Raw genomic sequence first — 20,409 nt, forward strand, 5'->3', positions numbered from 1 at the left:
GTGGTCAGCGCGGGTTCCACCGGCGTCGTCGCCCGCGCCGCAGGACCGCGATCGAGGCCAGTGCCACGGCGGTCGACAGGAGCAGCGCCGTTGCCGCGACGGCGGCGCGACGGACCGCCGGATCCGGCGCCGGAACCGGCGCCAGGACGACCGGTGGTACCGGTTCGCGGGCCGGGGTGCCGGCCAGCGTCGGATCGATGACGGCGACCGCCGCGTACGGGTCGACGGTGCCGGCGCCCAGCCGGGGGTCGCCCGGTGTCGGGGGCGGTTCGGCGGTGAGCCGCAGCCGGTCGCGTACCTCTGCCTGTGTCAGCTCCGGGTGGTACGACCGCACCAGCGCGGCGGTCCCGGCGACGTACGCGGCGGCGACGGCGGGACCACCGACCCGGTAGTGGCCGGTGCCGGCGGGTGCGACGCTGACCGCGCCGGTGGCGGGCGCCACCAGGTCGACGCCGGCGGACGGCGGGTTGTCCTCGGTCGGTACGCCGTCCGGGTCGATCCCGCCGACGGCCAGCACCTGCGGGAACGCGGCCGGATACCAGGCCGGTGGCGCGGTTGCCGACGACGGCGTGCTCCGGTCGCTGACGGCGGCGACCACCACGATGTCGCGGGCGACGGCCTCGGCGACCGCGGAGGCAAGCCGGTCGTCGGTGCCGGGGCGACCGGCGCCGACCAGGATCACGTCGGCGCCGAGGGTGGTCGCGGCCCGGATCCCGTCGGCGAGCCCGGTCGGCGACACCCGCCCGTCGGGGCCGGTGATCCGGATCGGCAGCACCGTCGCCGCCGGGGCGATCCCGACCACCGCGCTGCCGCTGACCGGGCGGGCGGCGACGATGCCGGCCAGCGTGGTGCCCCGGCCGAGACAGTCCCGGTCGGCCCGGCCGCCGTCGGTCACGTCCCGGCCGGCCGCGACCGCTCCCCGCAGGGCCGGGGCGGTGGCGCTGACCCCGCTGTCGACCACGGCCACGGTCACCCCGGCGCCACGGCTCAACGGCCAGGCCGCCGACGGCCCCAGTCGGGCCACCGCCCACGGCATCCCCGTGGCGGTGACCGGTGACGCGCCGACGCACCCGTCGGTCACCGTCGGCAGGGCCGGCGGTTCGTTCTGTCGGGCCTGGGCGGGAGCCGCCGGTACGGCCAGCGCCGTGACCACGACACACGTGCCGAGCGCCGCTCGGGAGACCGTTCGTCCGACGGGCACCGCCGTCTCCTCTCAGCCGGTCTGGTCGGCCGGCGACCCCGGCGGTCGGGCCGGCGGATCGTCGGGCCGGTGGTGGTCGTCGTGGCTGGGCACGGCGTCCGGAAGCGTGTCGACGGGCCGGTTCCGGGCCCGCCGTGACCACCAGGCGAGACCTCCGGCTGCCACGGCCAGTAGGAGCACCACCAACGCGGCGACCGCTGCCGGAGCAGGGGTCGCGTCGTCGCCGAGGGTGGCGAGCTCGTCGTGCCGTTCCTCCTCGGACAGCGTGGCGGTCACGGCGGCGCCGGCGTCGACCATGCCGAATCCGGTCAGCGGGTCCGGTACCCGCGCGGCGGCCGGGTTCGCGGTGACCCGCAGCCGGTGGGCCACCGCCGCCGCGTCGAGATTGGGCAGTGCCGCCCGGACCAGCGCCGCGGCCCCTGCCACGAACGCGACCGCGTACTGGGTTCCGCTGCTGGCCCGCGTCCCGTCCTTGCCGGCGACCAGGGTGGCGATGTCGATACCGGGGGCGACCAGGTCGACCCCGCCGCTGTGGTAGTCGGCGGCGAGCTGGCCGTCGACCCCGACGCCGGCCACCCGCAGCAACCCGTCCGCATCGTCGGGGCCGGTGGCGGCACCGGTGTCGGTCGTCGCGCCGGCCACGACCACCACGTCGTGCGCCAGCGCGGTACGGATCGCCTCGGCCACCTCCGGGGCGGCCGGGTCGACGTAGCCGCCGAGCGCGATCACGGTACTGCCGGCCGAGACGGCGACCTCGATGCCGGTGGCCACGTCGGCGGCGCCCGACTGGGGGGCCGTCGTCACCACCCGCACCGGCAGCACGGCCGAGGCCGGGGCGACGCCGCCGCCGCCGGAATCTGTGCCGTCGCCCCGGGCGGCGATGATGCCGGCCATCGCGGTGCCCGAGCCGAGACAGTCGACGTCGCCGCGCTCGTTGCCGGCGACGATGTCGACCCCGGTGGTGATCCGTCCACCGAGTGCAGGACGGCTGCTGTCCACTCCGGAGTCGATCACCGCCACCAGGACACCGCTGCCCTCGGTGAGCGTCCACGCCTGCTCGGCTGCCAGTTCCTGCCAGGCCCAGTCCGAGCCGGTCTGCGGACCGGCCGCGACCGCGCAGCGGCCGGTGTCGGGCGCCGGGGACCGTGCGGGGCGCGGGGTGCTCGACGGTCGGGTGCCCGGCGTCGGTGTGGTAGGGGCGCCGACCGAGGAGAGCATGCCGTAGCGGACTCCCTCGCCGTAGGCGTCCCACGGCAGCACGATGATCCAGCCCGGCCGCAGCTGGTCCGGGTCGGTGAGCCGGCCGCCATCCGGTTGCACCCGGCCGGCATTGAGGTGCAGGACGTCGGTGGTCCGTGCCGTGGTGCCCAGGAACCGCTGTGTGATCATCGACAGTCGCTCCGGTTCGCCCTGGTAGGACGAGGTCACGACGTAGTACTTGGCATAGGTCTCGACCGGGGCGGCGAGCGCCCGATCCGGTGTCACCAGCGACGCGACGACGGCCAGCACGAGCAGCCCGCACCACCATCGGATCCACCGACGCCGCTGTGCCGTCACCGACAGCCTCCTCCACTCGGGTGGGTCCACCTCATGTCGACGCCTGCACTACGCACGCCACGCCGGACCGGTTCATCACGGGTGTCGTCGGCGATCCACAAGGGTCGTACGGCGGTGCTATAGATGGACGATATGCGGCCCATCGCGCGCGCGGCGTCCGGCGGTCCCCCTCAGCTCCGCCGCCTCGACGCGGCCCGGCACCGTCGGGTCGAGGGCCTGTTCGACGTCTGGCTGGAGCCGCGACCGGACGGCGCGTTGGCAGCCGTGGGGACGGACGGCCCGGCGCTGACCGCGAAGGACGTCGCCGACCTGGTACGCCGGTCGGGGGCAGCCGGTGACGACGTGCGGATGCTGACAGCCGACGGAGAGCGCCGGGCGAGCCTGTTCCGCGAGGTCGCCGCCATGCTCGGTCAGGACGTGCTGATCACTCCGGCAGGCGCCGACGTCCGGCACCGGTGGCTGCCCGACGAGCCGGAGGCACCCCGGGACGCCGTCGCCGTGGAGCGGGCCAGCGGCAACCCGGTCGACTGGACGGTGATCCAGCCGCCCGGCCTGGAGTCGTCGCTGCCCGGCTGGTTCGATCTGGTCGACGGGACGGTGCAGGCCCGGACCGGAACCGTCGCGCTGGCCCTGCCCGGCGGGCTGGTGCTGGCGACCCGGGCCGATTTCACCGCCCGGCGGGCGGCGGTGGCCCGGCTCGCCCCGGGTGACCCCGATCTGGTCACCGTGGCCGTCACGATCCGGTCCGCCGGGTTCCTGGTCGGCGACTACCGGGGCACCCAGGAGATCCTGACCGGCCCGGCGCTGGCCGCGGCCCTGTCCACCCTGCCGCTGTACGGCGGAGACCTGCGACTGTGGCTCACCTGGCCGGCTGATCCCGCCGAACGGGTGCGGCTGTCCGCCGCGCTCACCGCGCTCGCCGAGGCCAGTGGGGCGACGGTGTGGACACCGCCGACCGGCGGCACCGCCGAGATCCTCGCCGACTCCGGTGACCTGCGTGCGCTGGACGCCGGCGGCATGCCGGGCCGGTGGCGGGACCATCAGCCGGACAGCGAGTGCGGCGGTCCGCCGCGCTACCTGAGCACCGCCGACGGTCGGCTGCTGCCCACCACCGAGGTCATCATGGCCGGCCTGGCCGCCGCCCCTCGGAGCAGTGTGGTGCCGACCGACGTGCCGACCGACGAACCTGCGGGTCGTCGCCCGGTGCTGGCCGCCGACCCGCAACGTCCCGCCGGGTACGGCGTGAGCTGGTTGACCGACGGCCTGCCGGTGAACACCGCCCCGGTCGAGTTGTACGTGACGGCACCGGTTCCGCCCGCCGAGGTGCTGGCCGGTGGCGTACCGGCTGCGGAGCTGTTCCTGATCGGTCGTCCCGATCTGGCGCAGGCCGCCGCCGGCCGCCGTGACGGGTACCTGTTCCGGGCCCGGGTGGCACCCGGCGGGGCCGTCCGGGTCACCTCCCTCGACCTGCACGTCCCGGCCGACCTGCAGCACCTACTGGCGCAGGCCGACGCGTACCTGTTGCCGGCCGGTCGGCTCGACCGGGTCCGGTTGCTCGCCGCCTACTCCCTGGACCGGGCCTCGGTGTCCACGCTGGAGCAGGAGTTCGACGAGCCGGCACCGGTCCGGTTGTGGTGTTCCGGGGCCCGGCACGGGGTGGTCGGCCTGCCCAACGACGCGGACCGCTGGCCCCGGGCCCGCATCGGCCGCTGCTACGCGCTGGTGCCCATCACGGCACGGGCGCTGCCCGGCGGCTGGCTGCCCCTGCACCGTGAGCAGCCCGGTGTCCGGGACGGCCACTGGCTGGTCGAGCTGCGGGTGCCCGCGCGGCGGGCGATCGACGTCGCGGCCACCGCGGATCGGCTGGGCGATCTGCCGCTGGTGCGCTCGCGGGCCCCGCGCCTGCGGGCTGCCGGGATCGCTCTGGTGCTGCCGAGCCGGGCCTATCCCCGGGTGACGGTCACCCGCAGGTTCCGGCCGACGGCTCAGGGTTGGATGGTCGTCCCCGGGTCGTCGTCCGCCGTGTCGTTACCGGAGATGCTGTCGGCCGTGCCACCGTCCGCCTGAGTCGGGGTGACCGCTCCGGTCGGGGTCGTCACGTCGACCACGATCGACCATCGGGCGCGGAGGACCTCCCCGGTGAGCACCGGCACCACCCGACCGCCGCTGTCCGCCGCCATCCGTCGCGCGGCCCGCAGCCGGGCGCCGCGTAACCCGCCACTGAACACGACGGTCGGGCCGCTGTCAGGCTCGGGCACGTCCAGGGGGAACTCGTCCCACCAGCGGACGCCGGGCGGCGGGGCGGCACCGAGAGCGTCGCCGACGACCATCACGTCCACGCCCGCCGCCAGCAGTTGCCCGGCGAGTGACGCGGCCCGTCGTCGGCAGGCGACCGGGTCACCGGTCACGGTCAGGACGTCGGGGGTCCGGGCCAGGTCGACCCAGAGTGCCCACCCGTCGCGGTGGCCCAGCAGGACCGGCACTCTGGCGCCGATGAGCTGTTCGTCGTCGGCCAACCAGGCGTACGCGGGCGGCTCGGACGGTCCGGCCGCACCGACGAGCTGGACCCGCAGTGCGGTGGAAGCGTCGTCGAGTTCGGTCCGCAGTTTGGTGTATCCGCTGGTCACGCTCTCGGGCCGAGGGTGCACGGCGGGGTCCGGCCGGCCGGAGGTGAACCGCTGGTCGATCCCGTCCCGCGAGCTCGACGCGACGATCGGACCGTCCGACGTGCTGGCCGGGCTGCGGGAGGTGACGGTCGGGCCGTCCGGCGCGCCGCCGGTGTCCGGCCGGTCCGTGAGATCCGGGGCGCTCGTGGAGTCCGGCCCGGCATCGGCCACCGGGCTGGCACCGGTGAACGGGCTGGCACTGACGGCCGGGCCGACATCGGTGGCCTGGTCGCTCGCAGGGCCCGGTTCGGCTTCGGCGGTCAGACCGACGGGGGCGGGCACCGGTGGCGGGACCGGGACGGCGATCCTCTGCGGGTCGGATGCCGGGGCGATGTCCAGCGGTCCGGTGTCAGCCGGAACGACGACGGCGGGCATCGGCGGTCCGGATGCCCGGGCGACCTGCGCGCCGGATGCCGGGCTGCGCTCCGGTCGGATGCGCGGTGCGGGCGGTTCCCCGACCGACGCGGTGACGGCCTGGCTCGGTCCCGACCGCCCGCGTCGCAGCATCCACAGCACGATCGCGAGCAGCACCACCATGACACCGAAGGCCGCCAGCCGGAACAGGAAGCCGCCGACACCGTCCGGGTCCGGGTCGGTCGGCGGCGGTCCCGCGACCGGCGTCTCACTGGCGGATGCGGCCGGTGCCGTCACCTCCGGCAACGGTCCCACCGTCACTCCGGGGCCGTCGGCGTCGGCCGGCAACTCCAGCAGCCAGCCCTCGCGCAGCACCAGCGGGTCGGTGAGCCGCTCGCCGTCCGGCTGCAACCGGTCCCGGTTGAGCTCGAAGATCTCCCGGAACCGGTTGCCGTCGCCGAGGGTGCGGGCCGCGATCTGGTACAGGAACTCCGGTGCGCCCTGATCGGTCGCGCCGACGACGTAGTACCGGGTCGTGGTGGAGCCCGTGGCCGCTGGCGTCGGCGTGTCCGCAGGTGCAGCGGCACGGGCCGGTCCGGCAGTCGCGAGCGCCAGCAGGGCGGACACCAGCACCACGGCAGCCATGCCACCGGTCCGGCGTCGACTGACGCGAAGCCCCATCGTCGACCGTCCCTTCCCGACTGACATCCACTCCGGACCACCGGCCCGCTACACCGGTTTTGCCGCACCCACTACGCACGCCACCGCCGTCAGGTTCACACGGTGGCGGGAGCGCGATGATCGGTCAACGGCTGCGGCGGACCCGGGTATCTTGCAAGACGGCGGGGCAGTCGTGACGGGGGCGGCTGGTGACCTGGAGGTGTGATCGTTGGGAGCACCGCGACGGTTCATCGCACCGCTGGTCGCCACTCTGCTGTGTCTCGGCGCCCCCGTGCCGGCCCGGGCCGAACCGGTGCCGAATCCGGCCGGTTCCCACGTCAAGTACTACGTCGTGCAGGGCACCGACGGCGGCGCGGCGGAGTCGCTGTGGGACATCTCGACCCGGCTGCTGGGCAGCGGCGACCGTTACCTGTCGATCGTCGCGCTCAACCAGGGACGCACCCAGCCGGACGGTGGCACGCTCACCGATCCCACGGTGCTCCGGGTCGGCTGGCTGCTCGTCCTGCCCTGGGATGCGTACGGCGACGGGGTCCTGCACGGACTCCTGCCGACCCGCGTCCCGGCCCCGCCCACGCCACCGCCGTCGAGAGCCGACGGCCGTTCGTCCGGCGACGGTTGCGGTTCAGCGGCCACCACCAGCGACATGGCGGTGCCGTGGGCGCAGTTGCGGCTCGCGCCGAGCGTCGCCTGGCAGCGGAGTACCGGCAACGGGGTGACCGTGGCCGTGGTCGACTCCGGGGTCGACGCCACCGTGCCGGCGCTCGCCGGGCGGGTCCGCCCCGGTGCGGACGTGGACGTCGTCGACGGCCGGGGCGACACCGACTGCCTCGGGCGGGGCACGGCCCTGGCCGGCATCGTCGCGGCACAGGCACGCCCGGGAAGTCACTTCGCCGGGATGGCACCCGGGGCCGTGATCCTCCCGGTCCGGATCCCGCTGCGCGACGGGAGGGCGACCGGTGAGGACGTGGTACGCGCCGTCGGGCTGGCCGTCGACGCCGGTGCCGACGTGGTGATGGTGCCGGCCGAGGTGACTCTGACCGAGGCGCACCGCGCCGCCCTGCTCGGCTTCTCGGCCGACGCCGACGTGGTGCTCGTGGTCGCCGCCCCGCCGGCCGGCTCCGCGCTCGGCGACGGCCCGTACGACGGGCTGCTGCGCGTCGGGGCGGTCGGCACGGACGACGAACCGGCGTACCCGTACCCGAAACGGGCCGTGGACGTGCTCGCGCCCGGCGTCGCGGTGGCCAGTGTCGGGCTGGGCGGCACCGGGGAGATCGAGGCCAGCGGCACCGACTTCGCCGTGCCGTTCGTGGCCGGCCTGGTCGCGCTGGTCCGTTCCGCCCACCCGGATCTGAACGCCGCCGCCGTGGTCGACCGCGTCGTCGACGGCGCCGAAATGGGTCAGGAACGGGCGCCGGATCCCCGGTACGGCTGGGGTGTCATCGACCCCGCCGCCACCGTCGGTGCCGCCGCGCAGGCGGGGACCACAGGCGGGCGGACCGGCACGTTCACCGTCGACCGGGGTCCGGGCCTCGCCGTCGTGGTGGTGGTCCTGCTCGGGATGGTCGGGCTGCTGGTGGTGGGTGTCCGACAGGGGCGACGGCGAGAGTGACCGGCGTCCGAGGGTGTCCACTCCCCCGCACCTGCCACCCTAGGTCATGATCGGGAGTCGCCCGGCCAGGCGCCGTAGGCTCCCATCTGCTCGGACCGTCTATCGATCTTGAACAGAGGATCGGTGCCAGCGTTCTTCCGCGAGTTCGAGGCGCCTGCGCGTCAGCAGGCTGGGTCGGTAGGGCCGGAGTTCGAAACCCCGCTGCTTCGCATGTGACTCGGATTCGCTGATCACAGCTCGGACCTCGCCCGGTGGCAGCCTCAGTTCACGGATGGCGGTAGCGACCACCGCTGTCTGCACGGCAAAGGGACGTGCAGGACCGACGTCATCACCGGTGGCCGACCCGTCCAGCTCACGATGGATGATCCGCGACACCTCCTCGGCAGTGGCTCCCCGATCGGTGGCAACACATCGCACCACCCGCTGCGAGAACAGGTTGATCTCTGCGGGACCGAATCGGTTCTGGCACATCCGACCGATCACCACCACGAACGCACCTTCCAGTACGGCGGCACAAGCCCTCACATCCTGGCCCGCTGACGACTCGAGCCGACGTGCCAACGAACGGTCTCCGAGCAGGACGGCGTACAGGAAATGGCCCTGTGACGTCGTCAGGCCGCGGTTCCGCCGTGTCGTCATGCCCGCAGGGTACGTCCCGCCCACGAACACGAACCTGCCGGTGCCATCACGGCCTCATCACTGGCCGCTGTGCGTCGGCAACTGTGGACCTGGTCGACAGGTGACGACGGGCCGGCGCGTCGTCGGTTGATGTGCCAGGATCCTGCTGTGGTGGTGATTGAGATCGTGACGGGTGACATCACCCGAGAGCAGGTGGACGCCATCGTCACGGCTGCGAACGAGTCACTGCTCGGCGGCGGTGGTGTCGACGGCGCGATCCACCGCGCTGCCGGGCCTCGCCTGGCGCAGGCCGGGGGTGCGATCGGCCCCTGCGAGCCGGGAGACGCGATGCCGACTCCGGCGTTCGACCTCGACCCACCGGTACGGCACATCATCCACACCGTCGGGCCGATCTGGGAGGGCGGGGATCACGGTGAAGCAGACGTCCTGGCCTCCTGCTACCGCCGGAGTCTGCAGGTCGCCGACGAGCTCGATGCCCGGACCGTCGCCTTCCCGGCCATCGCCACCGGCGTGTACGGCTTTCCTCCCGACCAGGCTGCCCGGATCGCGGTAGCAACGATCAGGTCCGCTTCGACAGACGTGCAACGGGTACGACTCGTCGCGTTCGACGACGACTCCCGCAGGCATCTGGAAGCCGCAGTGGCTGCCACTGCCTGACCCGTCCGGCAGCTCGTGCCCAGTCAGACCGGTGCCCCGCACTGTCCGGGTGCTACCGCGCCCACGGCCCGGCCGTCGTCCACCGGTGGCCCGGCGGGCTCATCGGCCGGATTACCGGGCGGCGGGTCACGGGGTCCAGACCACATGCGGGTTGACGCGTCCGGTCCAGTCGAAGACGGCCATGTTGTCCCAACCGTTGCCGGTGCCGTTGATGTCCGCCGGGTCCCAGCCGTTGCCCCGGATCGCGTACCAGGTCGGCTCCCAGTAGAAGACGCCCACGCCGCCGGCGTTGCGCACGGTGTTCTGGACCCAGGTGAACTGTTGTGCCTGCCCGGCCCAGGTGGCCGGGATGTTGTCGCACAGCACGGTGCCGGGGACCGCGTTCCCCTGGTGGTCGGCGTCGGCCGTGGTGAACTGGTACGCGGTCTCGGCGAGCACCACCGGCTTGCCGTAGCGGTACTTCACGTCGACGATCACGTTGTACAGGTTCGCCAGGGAACCGTGCCACATGCAGTAGTAGGACAGGGCGGTGACGTCCCAGGTGACGCCCTGTGCCCGGATGCCGTCGTAGAACCAGCGGGCATTGGCGAGGCTGTCGGCGTTGGCGGTGTGGATCCACACCTGGGTACCGCTGTTGCACGCCTTGGTGGCGTGGTAACCCTGCTTGAGCAGGCCTGCCAGCGGGGCGAAGTTGTTGTTGACGACCCGCCCGGTCGGCCACAGCATGCCCACGTTGATCTCGTTGCCGATCTGCACCGCGTCCGGGGTGGTGCCCTGTGCCTTCAGGGCGCTGCACACGTCGTGGGTGTAGGTGTAGACGTCGGTCTGCAACTGGCTGAGCGAGTGGTTGGCCCAGGCCGCGGGCGGATACTGCTTGCCGGGGTCGGCCCAGGTGTCCGAGTAGTGGAAGTCGATCAGGAGCTTGAAGCCCTTCGCCTTGATCGTCCTGGCCTGCTGGAGCACCTTCGCCTTGTTGTTGTAGCCGCTGGCCGGGTTGTTCCAGACGCGTAGCCGCAGGTAGTTGACGCCCTTGGCGGCGAGGATGTCGTAGGGGTCGGCCTGGGTGCCGGAGGCGTTGTAGTAGCGCGCGCCGAGGTCGAGGCTGCGTTGCAGCGACGAGACGTCGGCGCCGCGCATGGTGAGGGTGGTGGCTGCCTGCGCGGGGGCGGTCAGGGTCAGCGGGGCGGCGAGGACGACCGCCGCCAGGACGGCCCGGAGGGACGGTTTCATGGCGCTCCTTCACGTGGAGGATGCGATGCCCGCGCCGGGAGCGGGCACGTCCGGCGGAACTACCGGACGGCTCGGGGACCAGGTGAGGTCGTGATGGGCGCGCCGGCGGACCATGGTGAGAGGTGGGTCCAGTGTGGCAGTCGACCCGCCAGGTGTCGACGCACATCGATGCACTGGCGGACGGTGCGGGTCAGTGCTCGTGCTCCGCGGCGAGATCCGCGTTCGCGGCGGCACCTCGCAGTGTGACGAGGGCCCAGATCGCGGCGAGGACCATGATGGCTGCGCCGATCGCGCCGGTGACGGTGATCGCGTCGGTGAACGCGGTCGTCGCGACATCGAGGATGGCGGCTCCGGTGCGGCCGTCGACCTCGCCGGCGACCAGCAGGGCCTCGGCCATCGTCGAGGACGCCCGTTCGGCCAGGGACGCCGGCAGGTGCAGCGCCTCGGTGCCGGCGGTGAACGCCCTGGTGTACCAGGCGACGAGCATCCCACCCAGCACGGCCGTGCCCAGCGTCGTGCCGACCTCGTACGCGGTCTCCGAGGTCGCGGCGGCCTGTCCGGCTCGTTCGGGCTTGATGGAGCTCATGATGATGTCGTTGCTGAGGGTCAGGCCGACACCCGCGCCGAGCGAGACCAGCGCGAGGGAGGTGGCGACCAGGGCGGGGCTCGATGTCGGTGTCAGGAAGGTGGTCAGCCCGAAACCGGTGGCGGCGATCAGGAGTCCGGCCGCGATGACGTACGCGGGAAGGATGCGCTTGACCAGAGCTGCCGCGACGAATCCGGCGGTGCCGGCGAGGACCGCCTGGGGTATGAGCCAGACGGACGCCTGGAGTGGATTGAGGCCGAGCACGAGTTGAAGGTGCTGGACGAGCGCGACCAGCGCGCCGACCATCGCGAAGATCGACAGCAGATCTCCGATGACGGCGCCCCGGAAGTGCCGCACCCCGAACAGCCGGACCTCCATGAGCGGCGTCGGCAGGGTGAGCTGCCTGCGCACGAACTGGACGACCGCGATCAGGCCGACGACGAGGGCCGCCACCGCCAGACCGGTGTCCTTGCCGCCGGCCAGGGTCTTGACGGCGTAGACCACACCGATCATGCCCACCAGGGACAGTCCGACGCTGGGCAGGTCGATCCTGTGCAGCGCGGGGTTGCGGCTCTCGGGCAGCAGGAGTGGACCGACGATCACGAGGAGCAGCATCACGGGGATGTTCATCAGGAACGCGGCCTGCCAACTGAATGCCTCGATGACCCAGCCACCGAGGATCGGCCCGACCGCCGCACCGACTGACGCCATCGCGCCCCACACGGCCATCGCGTAACGGCGCTGCTGCCGGTCGAGGAACATGTTGCGTACCAACGACAGCGTCGAGGGCATCATGATCGCACCGCCCACGCCCAGGAGAGCGCGGGCGCCGATCAGCATCCACGGCGCTGTGGCCAGCGCGCCGGCAACGGAGGCGATCGCGAAGACGACCGCGCCGATGAGCAGGTTGCGTCGTCGGCCGAAACGATCACCCACGGTGCTCATCGCCACGAGCAGACCGGCGAGGACGAGTGAGTAGATGTCGATCATCCAGAGCTGCTCGATGCCGGTGGGGCTCAGATCGGCGGAGATCGCGGGCAGGCCCAGGATCAGGACGGTGCCGTCGATCGTGATCAGCAGCAGGGGCAGGACGAGGACGGCGAGGCCGAGCCAGGTCCTGGTGGTGGCCTTGGGAGGGGCGTCAATCATCACGATTCCTCGTCAGCAGTCGGCAGGGCGGTGACCTCCGCTCAAGTTACAGTCCAGATGGTCGGTTAGACAACACGACTGGTTTGTTGAGCCGGTCGATCGTGCGGTCAGGTTCGACACGTCACCTGTCCGCCAGCACTCTCGGCACGCAAAGAAGTCCGCTGCGCCAGCCGGCGCAGCGGACCCGAAGGAGTAGTCAGAAGGTCAGATGGGTGCGGGGAAGGTGCCGTCGGTGGCGAGGTCGAGCAGGAGCCGGCGCGCAGTCGCGATGCTCGCCTCATCCTCTTCACCGTGCAGGACCGCGAGCGCGACTCCCTCAGCGGCTCGACGCACGAGCTGGATCCGCTCGGCACTCAGCCCGTCGGCGGCGAACTGCTCGCTCCACCACACACCGCGCTCGCGCACCACGGCGGCAACCCCGGGGATCGCGTACAGGCCGTTCCAGATCGGCGCCGACGTGACGTCGCGCGCCGCCACCGCGTCGGCGCTCCCGGCGCAGAGTGCGCGGACGTAGGCACGGAGCATCTTGCCGGGGTAGTTCTCCGACAGGTCGAGGTGGCCGAGGACCGCCTCCCCGAAGCGTTCGTACATGTCCTCCACCACGGCGATCACCAACTGCTCCCGGCTGCCGAAGTGGTGGATCAGGCCGCTCTTCGACACGCCGGCGGCCGAGGCGACCTGCGCCAGGGTGATGGCGTCGCCTCTCTCCAGGAGCACCGGAGTGGCCGCGTCGAGCACCGCCCGCCGGGTGCGCTCGGCGTTCCGCGTCTGCCGCCCCTCAGTCACCGGCACACCCACCCTCCGCCCCGCTACCGACCATTTGGGCGACAGTACAACACAAGCGGACAGTGAAGCGGATCGCTGAGGCGCCAGAGCCCGATCTTCACACGGCGAACTGGCGGCACTGGTGGTGATCGCCAGATACGAACTCCACGCCACCCTCGATTGCCGCCTGCATCAAATCTCTGCGCTGGCGCAACGCAACGCCACCTGACACACCTGGCAAACGCTTGTGTCAGGGCGCTAGCGGTGACGTTGGCGCGGTGGTAGGAAACGGCTCAGTGTGGTGGCTGTCCCAGACCCACTCCTCCGTCCCATAGGCCACCAGTGTGCTGCATCGGTGGCGCAGAAAGTCGACGTCTCTGTTGAAAGGCGGGCCGCCGGGATGCGGAGTACGCGCCTCCAAGGCGGCGTCCACGTTGTAGACGAATGAGTCGGCCAGCCGGTAGTCACGGCGGAACTCCGTACTCCACTGCGAATTGCTGCCCCATCCCTGGGACAAGTCGACCACCGGCCTATGCCGCCGCGACCACGCCCAGTACAACGGCGAGGTCGTGGCAAGCACGGGGTCCATCCGGTGGGCCCCAGCACGGACGCGCACGCCAGCACGTACGAACAGCATCGATCCGATGAGGCAACCAGGCCACCACTGCGCGACGAGCTCGGGTCCCGCCTGTGGATCATCGGCCGACTCGACCTCGACGATCTCATGCAGGAAGGGATGAAACTCCTCCCGCTCCGGAAATGTCCCGCCGATCGCCGCGACGAACTCGCGGTACGCCGAGGCCGGCAGTCGGTCCGCAGGACTGTCAGCGCCGATGGCAGGCGGCTGGCTGGACAGAAGAAGCACTTCGACAACCCGGCTCAGCGCGTACAACGCGCACAGGTCATTGGAATCCACCGTGACGGCAGCCATTCGCGCCTCGCCGACCTGCCGGAGAGCATCCAGGATCGCGGAGTTGTCAGCCGTCCAGGGATCGAGGACGTCCCACCGCCATGCGCTGCCCTCGTACCACAGGGTCGGCTCGAAGAGACCGAACCTGATCGCCCTTAACGCATCCTCCGGGAACACCCTCTCGACTGTCACCTGCAGCAGTTTGCCGATCGGCCAGAAGCGTGTCGAGCGAGATTCATCCGCTGTGCTCATTCGACCTGAAGCTTCAAGGGAGAGGGCAACGGGGAACGACAACCGACTCCAACATGACCGATTCACACCTCTCCGGAGCGCCGCCGACGCATTCCAGTACCTCGCCGACGAGCACGCACGCGGCAAGGTGGTCATCACCCTGTGAGCCGTCACCCGGCGCCGCCGCCCTCGCCGCGCGGTGCTGGTCGGCGGGATGGTTCCGTAAGATTCGGGGGTGGAGAGCAGTCAGGGACGTGTACTGGCCGGTCTGTTGGACGCGGCGGAGGACGCCTCACCGGTGGAGGCCGTCGAGGCGGTCACCCGTGAGGTCGGTGCGGCGCTCAATGCGTCGACGGTCTCGTTCTTGATCACCGATCTCAGCGGTCGGGCGTTGGTGCGGCTCGCTCACGTGCCGTTCGGCGACGCGGGTGGCGACCGCCGCCACGACGACGAGGTCGCCACCGTGCAGCCGTTCGACGGGGGTGCCGCTGAGCAGGCGCTGCGGACACAGACGGTGCAGGTGACCAGGCAGGCCGACGACTGGACGGTGTTGGCGCCGGTGACCGACCGTGGCGAGGCCATTGGTCTGCTGGAGATGACGTTGCCCACCGAGCCTGGTGCGCAGGCGCTGGGAGAGATCACCCGTACGGCGCACGCGTTGGCGTTCGTGGTCATCGCGAACCGGCGACACACCGATCTGTTCGAGTGGGGACAGCGTACGACCCCGTTCACGCTGTCTGCGGAGATCCAACGTCGTCTGCTGCCGAGTTCGTTCACCTGCGAGGCCAGTGCGTTCACGCTGTCCGGCTGGCTGGAACCGGCTGCCAGCATCGGCGGCGACACCTTCGACTACAGCCTGGGCCGCGATGTCCTGCACTTCAGCGTCACCGACGCGATGGGCCACGGGGTGGCCAGCGCCCTGACCGCCACCCTGGGGGTGGGCAGCCTGCGCAACACCCGCCGCCGCCCCGCCGGTCTGGTCGAGCAGGCCGACGTCGCGAACGCCGCGGTGGCCGAACACGCCGTGGTGCGCGGCAGCTACGTCACCGCGGTCCTGGGGCGCCTCGACCTCCGCACCGGAGTCTGCGCGCTGCTCAACGCGGGACACGTCCCGCCGCTACTGGTACGCGACGGGACCACGCAGCCGGTGCGGCTGCCGGGAAACCTTCCGTTGGGCATGTTCGCCGACGCCGAGTACCACCATGAGGAGATCACGCTGCAGCCCGGCGATCGCCTGGTCCTGGTCACCGACGGCATGCTGGAGCGCAACGCCGCCGGCCTGGACCTCCCGGCGGTGTTGCCGACGCTTGGTGACCTGCACCCACGCGAGGCCGTCCGGGCGTTGGCCGACGCCGTGCTCCAGGTAGCCGGACACACCCTGGCCGACGACGCGACCCTGCTGGTCCTCGACTGGTACGGCGGGCACAAGCGCGGCCGGGTCGCCAGCGCCGGCGCCGACTCGGAGCGTGCCAGCGCGGCGTTGTCCGACTGACCTCTGTCGGCCCGTCACACCGCCGAAGGCGGGTACGTCGCTTCGGCGGTCGGCACGTCGTCGTAGATGTCGATGACCCGATCCACCGAGGTGATGCTGAGCACGCGGCGCACTCCGGGCTGCACCGCCGCCAGGCTGAGCCGTCCGTCGACCGCGCGCAACGACTTGAACGTCACCACCAGTGCGCCCAGTGCGCTGGAGTCCATGAACCCCACCCCGGCCATGTCCACCACCACCTGCCGGTCGCCGGCGTCGATGAGCTTCTGCAGGGTGTCCCGCAGCTGCGGGGAGGTCGCCATGTCGAGGTCACCCTGCACCTGCACCACCGTGCACCCCTGGCCCGACCGGGCCGACACCTGCAGAGTCACCACAACCTCCTCGCATGCGATCCGCACCCCAGCCTATGTTTCCGGCGGCGAAACCACCGGAGACGGCCACACGTCGAGGCGGCACCTCGGCCGTTTCGGCAGACCGGCCCCGGGTACGGTGGATCACAGTCGGTGCGGGCAACGGCACACCGACGCGGCCAGCCAACGGCCGAGAGGGAGCTGCGGGAATGCACGTGACCATGACGCTGTCGCTGCCACGGCACCCCTCCTCGGTGACCCGCGCCCGCCACGTGCTGACCACTCTGCTCAGCCTCACCGACGCCGGCGAGGAACCTCGAGATCACCTCGCGGTGATGATGTCCGAGGCCTGCGCCAACGCGGTGCTGCACGCCGACAGTGGCAGCACCGTCGACGTGACGATCTTCATCGACGGTCACGAGTGCCTGATCGAGGTCGGCAATCGCGGCGACACTCCCCACGCCGGGAGACTGGCCGCCGAGTTGCCGGATCCGTTGACCGTCGGCGGCCGTGGGCTGCCCCTGATCGGCGCCCTCGCCGACACCGCTGCCTTCCTCGACGCGGAACCCGGCCGAGTTCTGCTCCGCCTCACCAAACACCTGAGCACGATGCCGGCCTCCGCCACCTGATGGTCCGGGGCTGAGGTGCTCGTCGGTCGGCGCGAGCCGCGCACCGAGCCCTACGGCCGCGTCGTGGTCTTCCTGGACGTCGCCGGCAACCGCTGGGACATGCTCGGGTGACGGCCTCCGCTCACGCGGCATCGACGGACTACCGGGTCATGGCACGGGCCGGGGTGTCCCGGCGCTTGAGTCCGAACAGCGGGCGGATCCAGGAGACCCGTCGGATCAGCAGTTCGTGCAGCACTGCGCAACCGAGCAGGGTGCCGAGAAGGATCACCGAGGCTTCGATCCACAGGGACACGGTGCTGTCGAGGAACGCGTACCCCAGGACGACGATGATGCTCTGATGCAGGATGTACCACGGCAACACCGCCTCGGTGGCGTACGTCAGCGCCCGTGACGGCCGTGCCAGGAATCGCTGCGCCAGGCCCAGCACCGAGGCGATGACCGCCCAGGCGTAGGCCTCCTGCGTCACCGCGAACAGCGCCCCCGGCCCGCCGGTGTCGCCACCGGCGGACAGCGACAGCGCTGCGCCCAGACCGACTGCGATCAGCAGCGCCGGCACCAGACAGGCCCGGATCGCCGACCAGAACGTCGCGCTCTTGGCCGCGAACCACCCGAGCAGCACCATGGTGAGGCTGTGCGCGTGGGTGGCCCAGTCGTTGATCATCATGTGCGTCGGCGGGAAGGCGGGATCGAGGACGATCGCGTAGATCATGGCGGGCAGCGCCGGCACCACCAGTACCAGCCACGGAGTGCGTCTGAGCACCATTGCCGCTGCCCGGCCCATCCTGGCGCGTACCCGACTCATCCACGTGTGGCAGGCCGCCAGCAGCAGGCTGTAGACCAGCACGTAGGCGAGGAACCAGAGATGGTTCCAGGTCGGTGTGATTACGGAGAAGGACTCGAAAGGCGAAAGGTATCGGGGAAAGAACCCGAGCAGTCCCGACTCGATCTCATCCTTGGCGCGCAGTTCGACGTAGGCCTGCGGCATGACCACCACGAGCATGCCGAATCCCAGGGGAAGCAGTAGCCGGTCGATCCGGTCCGAGGCCACCGCGCGCGACCCTCGGGAGTCGAGCAGGAATCGCAGCGCCACCCCGGAGATGAAGAACAGCAACGCCAGCCGCCATGGATTGACCAGGGACATCAGCGGTTCGAGATACGGCGACATGTGGTCGCTCTTCACGTGCCAATCCCACGTGACATAGAACATTCCCACGTGATAAAGGATGAGGGTGGCGAAGGCCAGGACGCGCAACCAGTCCAGGTCATGACGACGGGGAGATCTGGTGGGGGTCATCGCATCGCAACTTTCCAACGGGGGCCGCATTACCTCGGGTCACACCTCGCACGCTAGGCACACCGCCCGAGGGGTCGAAACCCGGCGGGGACGGGCGGCGGACGGCCGGGACCGGTGGCGGACGCGCACCGCCGGTCAGGGACGAGTGGTGCGGCGCGACGATCTCCCCGACGCCGCGCAGTGGCGGGCCCCTCGGTGAGCACCTCCCGTGGGCAGGACCACGAGCTGGAGCGTCGGACCTGGGTACGCGTCGCGCTGATCTGTGTCGTGACGTTCCCGTTGGTGGCGGCGGTCAACGCGATGACACTCGTCACCGATGCTCGGCGCTCCACCGGTGATATCCAGTGGGCTGAACCGTGGTTGCTGGAAATGACCAGCGTGGTCGGGGCCCTGCTGCTCGTTCCCGCCGTCGCCGCCCTGGAACGCCGCGTCCCCTTGGTGTCGGGAATGACGCTGCGGCACGGCGCAGTGCTGCTCGCGGCGAGCGTGCCGTTCTCATTGGCCCATGTCGGAATCATGGTTGGTCTACGCACGATCCTGATTCCCCTGGCGACCGGTAAGGCGTACACATTCTTCGTCGACCCGCTGACCGATCTGCTCTACGAGTACCGCAAGGACCTGTTTCTCTTCGTCGTCATCACCGGGCTCCTGACACTCTCGCGTCAGATCGAACTCGGTCGGCAGGAGGCGGCGGCGGCACGGGCCGACGCACGCGAGAGCGGCCGACTCACCCTGAAATCCCAGGGCCACACGATCCACCTCCGTGCACGGGATTTCTCCTGGGCACAGGCCAGCGGCAACTACGTCGACGTCATGGCCGCCGGGAAGTCCTACCTGCCGCGGACGACGCTCAACGATCTCGAACAGCAACTGCACAGCGCCAAGGTCGACGTGGTCCGCGTCCACCGTTCACGGCTGGTCAACCGGGAACAGATCACCGAGGTGCGTCCGACACGCAGCGGCGACGTGGAGATCCACCTTGCCGACGGCACGACTGTCAAGGGTTCCCGGCGTTACCGCGACCGGCTGTCCCTGCCCGACAACGCACCCCCGCAGTAGCGCGGCTACGCGTCCGGGAAGTCGGCCAGCTCTCTCACCGCTGTCTCCAACGCCACATCGATGCCCTGTTCGATCATCTGCTGGTAGGCCGGGTCGCCGGCTGCCGCGGTGTGCCGGACGCCCCGGGCGGCGGCGCTGACGCGGTCGCGGACGATCTCGATAAACTGGCCGACCGAGCCGTTCCATCCGTAGGCGTTCAGGAACAGCCGTACCCGTCGTGGCCGGTCCGCGAAGGCGGTGAATCCTTCCGCCCGCACCACGTGTCGGGCGTGCAGCGGCACCCAGGAGAAGGCGGTGAACGCCAGGTCCCACTCCGGCGTGACAGGTGCGGCGAGGTCCCAGTCGAAGAAGCCGACGAGACGTCCGCCGCTCCAGGTCGCGTTGTAGGGCGCGGCGTCGTTGTGGCCGACGATCAGACCTGGCCGCCAGGTCCCTCCCTCACGCCACACCGCGTCCGGCGGAGGAACGAAGCTTGCGACGGCGGCATGGAAGGCGCGTAGCCATTCCGCGACCTGGCGCAGCGCATCGTCGCTGTGCACCCACGCAGGCCACGGTCGCGTGACCCCGACGACCTCCCCGGGCAGGTACGAGAGCACTTCCCGGCCGTTCTCGTCGAAGCCCAACGCCCGGGGCGCCTGGTCGAAGCCCCGCCGTTCCAGGTGCCGCAGCAGCGCATGCACCGACGGCGTCCACCCGCCGGGGACGCGACGCACGGTGTCGCCGACACGAACCGCTCCACCCGTGTTCCCACCCGCAAGACGCTGCTCCTCGCTCACTCCCCCATCCTCGTCCAGCGTCGCCGAAACACCTATTCATCGACAGGATCGAACGTCCGCATCAGCGAGGCTCGGACCGGCGACCGAGTACGCGGCGGCCATCTGCACGTCGCGGAGGCAGACCACGCTCTGCGGACCGAGCAGGAGCAGTGGCTTGCGCCGTCTCTTGGAAGTCGGCGATGGCCCCGCCGTAGTCCCGCGCCCAGGCGGTCAGGACCTCGATGGGTTCGACGAGGGTTCGGCCGAGGTCGGTGAGGTCGTACTCGACCCGCCGTGGCGCTTCGGCTTGACGTTCGACCAGACCGTACTGCTGAAGCCGGCGCAGCGTCTGGGTGAGGACCTTCCGCGAGATGCCGCCGATGAGGTCCACGAGCTCACCGTGTCGGCGGGGCTGACGGCTGAGCCCGAAGATCACGAGCACGGCCCATTTGTCGGAGATGATCTCGACCGCCAGGCGGGTGGGGCAGTCGGCAAGGAAGGACGGTCCAGCCGCGTTCTGCATGGAAATCGAAGGTACCAGGAGGTAACTCACGGCTCCGTAGCGTCTTCCGTGAGCACAAGGGCCAGCACCGGATGC

The 20,409-nt window shown here is 71.1% G+C and carries 18 protein-coding genes and 1 pseudogene; 7 read left to right on the top strand and 12 right to left on the bottom strand.

Going from position 1 to position 20,409, the window contains the following annotated elements; genetic code table 11:
- Positions 1 to 4: 4 nt before the first annotated feature.
- On the bottom strand, positions 5 to 1,201 hold the full coding sequence (locus tag ACIBO1_RS24035; protein ID WP_396750211.1) for a S8 family serine peptidase: 1,197 nt from the start codon (positions 1,199 to 1,201) through the stop codon (positions 5 to 7).
- Between the two features lie 12 nt (positions 1,202 to 1,213).
- The gene (locus tag ACIBO1_RS24040) at positions 1,214 to 2,758 is read right to left on the bottom strand and encodes a S8 family serine peptidase (protein ID WP_396750213.1); all 1,545 of its coding nucleotides are present in this window, start codon (positions 2,756 to 2,758) and stop codon (positions 1,214 to 1,216) included.
- 132 nt (positions 2,759 to 2,890) lie between these two features.
- On the opposite strand from ACIBO1_RS24040, the gene ACIBO1_RS24045 reads away from it, so the two are divergent.
- On the top strand, positions 2,891 to 4,825 hold the full coding sequence (locus ACIBO1_RS24045) for a hypothetical protein (RefSeq protein WP_396750215.1): 1,935 nt from the start codon (positions 2,891 to 2,893) through the stop codon (positions 4,823 to 4,825).
- Here the strand turns inward: ACIBO1_RS24045 and ACIBO1_RS24050 are convergent.
- Positions 4,744 to 6,423 (bottom strand): hypothetical protein, encoded by a 1,680-nt coding sequence (locus tag ACIBO1_RS24050; protein WP_396750217.1) that lies wholly within the window; start codon positions 6,421 to 6,423, stop codon positions 4,744 to 4,746. The genes ACIBO1_RS24045 and ACIBO1_RS24050 overlap by 82 nt on opposite strands.
- Positions 6,424 to 6,667: 244 nt before the next feature.
- Between ACIBO1_RS24050 and ACIBO1_RS24055 the strand changes: the two genes are divergently transcribed.
- Entirely contained in the window at positions 6,668 to 8,068 is a 1,401-nt protein-coding gene (locus ACIBO1_RS24055) for a S8 family serine peptidase (RefSeq protein ID WP_396750219.1), read from the top strand.
- Between the two features lie 99 nt (positions 8,069 to 8,167).
- Here ACIBO1_RS24055 and ACIBO1_RS24060 read toward each other — a convergent pair whose 3' ends face one another.
- On the bottom strand, positions 8,168 to 8,707 hold the full coding sequence (locus ACIBO1_RS24060; RefSeq protein ID WP_396750221.1) for a hypothetical protein: 540 nt from the start codon (positions 8,705 to 8,707) through the stop codon (positions 8,168 to 8,170).
- Between the two features lie 147 nt (positions 8,708 to 8,854).
- Here ACIBO1_RS24060 and ACIBO1_RS24065 point away from each other — a divergent pair, with 147 nt between their 5' ends.
- Positions 8,855 to 9,364 (top strand): O-acetyl-ADP-ribose deacetylase, encoded by a 510-nt coding sequence (locus ACIBO1_RS24065; protein WP_396750223.1) that lies wholly within the window; start codon positions 8,855 to 8,857, stop codon positions 9,362 to 9,364.
- A gap of 126 nt (positions 9,365 to 9,490) precedes the next feature.
- Here the strand turns inward: ACIBO1_RS24065 and ACIBO1_RS24070 are convergent, their stop codons facing one another.
- The 4 genes from ACIBO1_RS24070 to ACIBO1_RS24085 all read right to left on the bottom strand — a co-directional run bounded on the left by ACIBO1_RS24070 (position 9,491) and on the right by ACIBO1_RS24085 (position 14,256).
- Entirely contained in the window at positions 9,491 to 10,594 is a 1,104-nt protein-coding gene (locus ACIBO1_RS24070) for an arabinogalactan endo-beta-1,4-galactanase (RefSeq protein ID WP_396750225.1), read from the bottom strand.
- Positions 10,595 to 10,784: 190 nt separating this feature from the next.
- The gene (locus ACIBO1_RS24075; RefSeq protein WP_396750227.1) at positions 10,785 to 12,329 is read right to left on the bottom strand and encodes an MFS transporter; all 1,545 of its coding nucleotides are present in this window, start codon (positions 12,327 to 12,329) and stop codon (positions 10,785 to 10,787) included.
- A gap of 204 nt (positions 12,330 to 12,533) precedes the next feature.
- The gene (locus ACIBO1_RS24080) at positions 12,534 to 13,115 is read right to left on the bottom strand and encodes a TetR/AcrR family transcriptional regulator (RefSeq protein ID WP_396750229.1); all 582 of its coding nucleotides are present in this window, start codon (positions 13,113 to 13,115) and stop codon (positions 12,534 to 12,536) included.
- A 229-nt stretch (positions 13,116 to 13,344) separates the two neighbouring features.
- Entirely contained in the window at positions 13,345 to 14,256 is a 912-nt protein-coding gene (locus ACIBO1_RS24085; RefSeq protein ID WP_396750231.1) for a hypothetical protein, read from the bottom strand.
- A 214-nt stretch (positions 14,257 to 14,470) separates the two neighbouring features.
- Between ACIBO1_RS24085 and ACIBO1_RS24090 the strand changes: the two genes are divergently transcribed.
- Positions 14,471 to 15,727, top strand: coding sequence for a PP2C family protein-serine/threonine phosphatase (locus ACIBO1_RS24090; RefSeq protein ID WP_396750233.1), 1,257 nt, complete (start codon positions 14,471 to 14,473; stop codon positions 15,725 to 15,727).
- 14 nt (positions 15,728 to 15,741) lie between these two features.
- Here ACIBO1_RS24090 and ACIBO1_RS24095 read toward each other — a convergent pair whose 3' ends face one another.
- Positions 15,742 to 16,095, bottom strand: a complete 354-nt coding sequence (locus ACIBO1_RS24095) for an STAS domain-containing protein (RefSeq protein ID WP_396750235.1) — start codon at positions 16,093 to 16,095, stop codon at positions 15,742 to 15,744.
- Between the two features lie 188 nt (positions 16,096 to 16,283).
- Here ACIBO1_RS24095 and ACIBO1_RS24100 point away from each other — a divergent pair, with 188 nt between their 5' ends.
- Positions 16,284 to 16,703: an ATP-binding protein gene (locus tag ACIBO1_RS24100; protein ID WP_396750237.1), complete on the top strand. Its 420-nt coding sequence runs from the start codon at positions 16,284 to 16,286 to the stop codon at positions 16,701 to 16,703.
- Between the two features lie 33 nt (positions 16,704 to 16,736).
- A pseudogene (locus ACIBO1_RS24105) lies at positions 16,737 to 16,814 on the top strand (VOC family protein); the annotation flags it as partial.
- 28 nt (positions 16,815 to 16,842) lie between these two features.
- On the opposite strand, the gene ACIBO1_RS24110 reads toward ACIBO1_RS24105, so the two are convergent.
- Positions 16,843 to 17,997, bottom strand: a complete 1,155-nt coding sequence (locus ACIBO1_RS24110; RefSeq protein ID WP_396750239.1) for an acyltransferase family protein — start codon at positions 17,995 to 17,997, stop codon at positions 16,843 to 16,845.
- 267 nt (positions 17,998 to 18,264) lie between these two features.
- Here ACIBO1_RS24110 and ACIBO1_RS24115 point away from each other — a divergent pair, with 267 nt between their 5' ends.
- Entirely contained in the window at positions 18,265 to 19,056 is a 792-nt protein-coding gene (locus ACIBO1_RS24115; RefSeq protein WP_396750241.1) for a LytTR family DNA-binding domain-containing protein, read from the top strand.
- 5 nt (positions 19,057 to 19,061) lie between these two features.
- On the opposite strand, the gene ACIBO1_RS24120 is transcribed toward ACIBO1_RS24115, so the two are convergent.
- Both ACIBO1_RS24120 and ACIBO1_RS24125 read right to left on the bottom strand, forming a co-directional pair.
- Positions 19,062 to 19,832 (bottom strand): phosphotransferase, encoded by a 771-nt coding sequence (locus tag ACIBO1_RS24120; protein WP_396750243.1) that lies wholly within the window; start codon positions 19,830 to 19,832, stop codon positions 19,062 to 19,064.
- A gap of 61 nt (positions 19,833 to 19,893) precedes the next feature.
- A complete protein-coding gene (locus ACIBO1_RS24125) occupies positions 19,894 to 20,364 on the bottom strand; it encodes a winged helix-turn-helix transcriptional regulator (protein ID WP_396750245.1) in 471 nt (156 codons plus the stop codon).
- Between the last annotated feature and the right edge of the window lie 45 nt (positions 20,365 to 20,409).

The sequence above is a fragment of the Micromonospora sp. NPDC049903 genome (genome assembly GCF_044460945.1).
In the GTDB taxonomy this organism is placed as follows: domain Bacteria; phylum Actinomycetota; class Actinomycetes; order Mycobacteriales; family Micromonosporaceae; genus Micromonospora.

What these genes read in the sequence shown, in the direction of transcription:
- ACIBO1_RS24045 (WP_396750215.1), top strand. Translation starts at nt 2,891, where the DNA reads ATGCGGCCCATCGCGCGCGCGGCGTCCGGCGGTCCCCCTCAGCTCCGC.
- ACIBO1_RS24050 (WP_396750217.1), bottom strand. Translation starts at nt 6,423, where the DNA reads ATGGCTGCCGTGGTGCTGGTGTCCGCCCTGCTGGCGCTCGCGACTGCC.
- ACIBO1_RS24060 (WP_396750221.1), bottom strand. Translation starts at nt 8,707, where the DNA reads ATGACGACACGGCGGAACCGCGGCCTGACGACGTCACAGGGCCATTTC.
- ACIBO1_RS24070 (WP_396750225.1), bottom strand. Translation starts at nt 10,594, where the DNA reads ATGAAACCGTCCCTCCGGGCCGTCCTGGCGGCGGTCGTCCTCGCCGCC.
- ACIBO1_RS24075 (WP_396750227.1), bottom strand. Translation starts at nt 12,329, where the DNA reads ATGATTGACGCCCCTCCCAAGGCCACCACCAGGACCTGGCTCGGCCTC.
- ACIBO1_RS24085 (WP_396750231.1), bottom strand. Translation starts at nt 14,256, where the DNA reads ATGAGCACAGCGGATGAATCTCGCTCGACACGCTTCTGGCCGATCGGC.
- ACIBO1_RS24100 (WP_396750237.1), top strand. Translation starts at nt 16,284, where the DNA reads ATGCACGTGACCATGACGCTGTCGCTGCCACGGCACCCCTCCTCGGTG.
- ACIBO1_RS24110 (WP_396750239.1), bottom strand. Translation starts at nt 17,997, where the DNA reads ATGACCCCCACCAGATCTCCCCGTCGTCATGACCTGGACTGGTTGCGC.